Source organism: Halomonas sp. BC2 (assembly GCF_002078115.1).
Taxonomy (GTDB): Bacteria; Pseudomonadota; Gammaproteobacteria; order Pseudomonadales; family Halomonadaceae; genus Vreelandella; species Vreelandella stevensii.
The window spans coordinates 7,307-8,282 of record NZ_LFGT01000014.1 but is presented as its reverse complement, the minus strand read 5'-3'; the positions used below and the strand labels follow the sequence as shown (position 1 = coordinate 8,282).

The 976-nt window shown below is 51.2% G+C and carries 1 protein-coding gene; it reads left to right on the top strand.

The window, feature by feature from the left end:
• Positions 1 to 976: AlbA family DNA-binding domain-containing protein (locus tag B7L71_RS10725; protein ID WP_446497425.1), on the top strand; the 976-nt coding region annotated here is incomplete at both ends.

Genomic DNA, 976 nt, shown 5'->3' with positions numbered 1-976 from the left:
TTGTTGGTGTTGCAGAGGAAAATGGTCAGCCACAGCTACCACCGGCTGGTTTGTTACCCGAACAAATCGATGCCATCCAGAAAGAGCTGTTGAATCTGGGGCATTCAGCCATTGCGCCACATTATCATCCGTTAACGGCTACCTATGAGATCCAGGGCAAAACGATCCTTGTACTATGGGCGCCTGGCGGAGAGACTCGCCCTTACAAAGCCAAGGCCAGCTTGAGCAACAAGAGCGATTGGGCTTATTACCTGCGTAAACACACCAGTACCGTGAAGGCCTCGGGACAGAATGAACGTGAGCTGCTCAGTTTGGCGGCTACCGTGCCTTTTGACGATCGCTACCGCCAAATGGCCACCTTGAATGATCTGTCACCTTATTTGCTGCGTGATTTCTTGCACGAGATTGGCAGTGAATTGTTGGCTGAAGCTCGTGAGCTGGATATTGAAACTTTGGGGCGCCGTATGAACGTAGTGGGTGGGCCAAGTGAAATGGCCTTTCCCAAGAATGTTGGCCTCCTGTTTTTTAATGAGCAACCCGAGCAATTCTTCCCCGCGACTCAGATAGACGTGGTGTACTTTCCTGACGGTGCAGGCGGTGACCATTTTGAAGAAAAAGTGTTCAAGGGGCCGCTTGGTCGCATCACTCGTGATGCTCTGGACTACATCAATCGAAACTACCTTAAAGAGGGCGTGACAAAACACGCTGATCGCCCTCAGGCTGAACGTTTCTGGAACTACCCATTGGCTGCCATTGAAGAGGCGGTCGTGAACGCGGTGTACCATCGTTCCTATGAAATTCGTGAACCCATTGAAATACGTCTCGATGGACAAGAACTGATGGTACTGAGCTTCCCAGGTCCAGACCCCTCTATCCGTTTGCAGGACTTACAAGCAGGTAAAGCTGTCAGCCGTCGCTACCGGAATCGGCGCATCGGTGAGTTTTTAAAAGAGCTGGATTTGACGGAAGGTCGTTC